The organism is Bradyrhizobium sp. LeoA1Lang (assembly GCF_055413685.1).
The window spans coordinates 1-251 of the sequence record NZ_JBVAPG010000679.1 but is presented as its reverse complement, the minus strand read 5'-3'; the positions used below and the strand labels follow the sequence as shown (position 1 = coordinate 251).

Sequence of the window (251 nt, the reverse complement as noted above, 5' to 3'; positions counted from 1 at the left end):
AGAGGTCCCTTCAGAGGGGAGCACCCAATCATCGCCCAGCGGCAGCGTCAATCACCCCGATCGGGCAATCCAAAGCATTCCGCGCAAGTCAAGGCCGGGCACGGCGATCCTCTCGTGACGCTCACCGTCCCAGACGGCGGCAATGGCTTTGTCGAGCCCCGGCGCGCCATCGACGATCAGGAACTCGGGACGCCTGAGCCCACGCTTGATGAGATCGCCGAGCACCGTGCGCCAGGCCTCGGCGCTCTCGC

General features: G+C 66.5%; 1 pseudogene. It reads right to left on the bottom strand.

Annotated features, from left to right (window positions below):
* Nucleotides 1-99 precede the first annotated feature (99 nt).
* Nucleotides 100-251 (bottom strand): annotated as a pseudogene (locus ACZYOF_RS44950) (transposase); the annotation flags it as partial.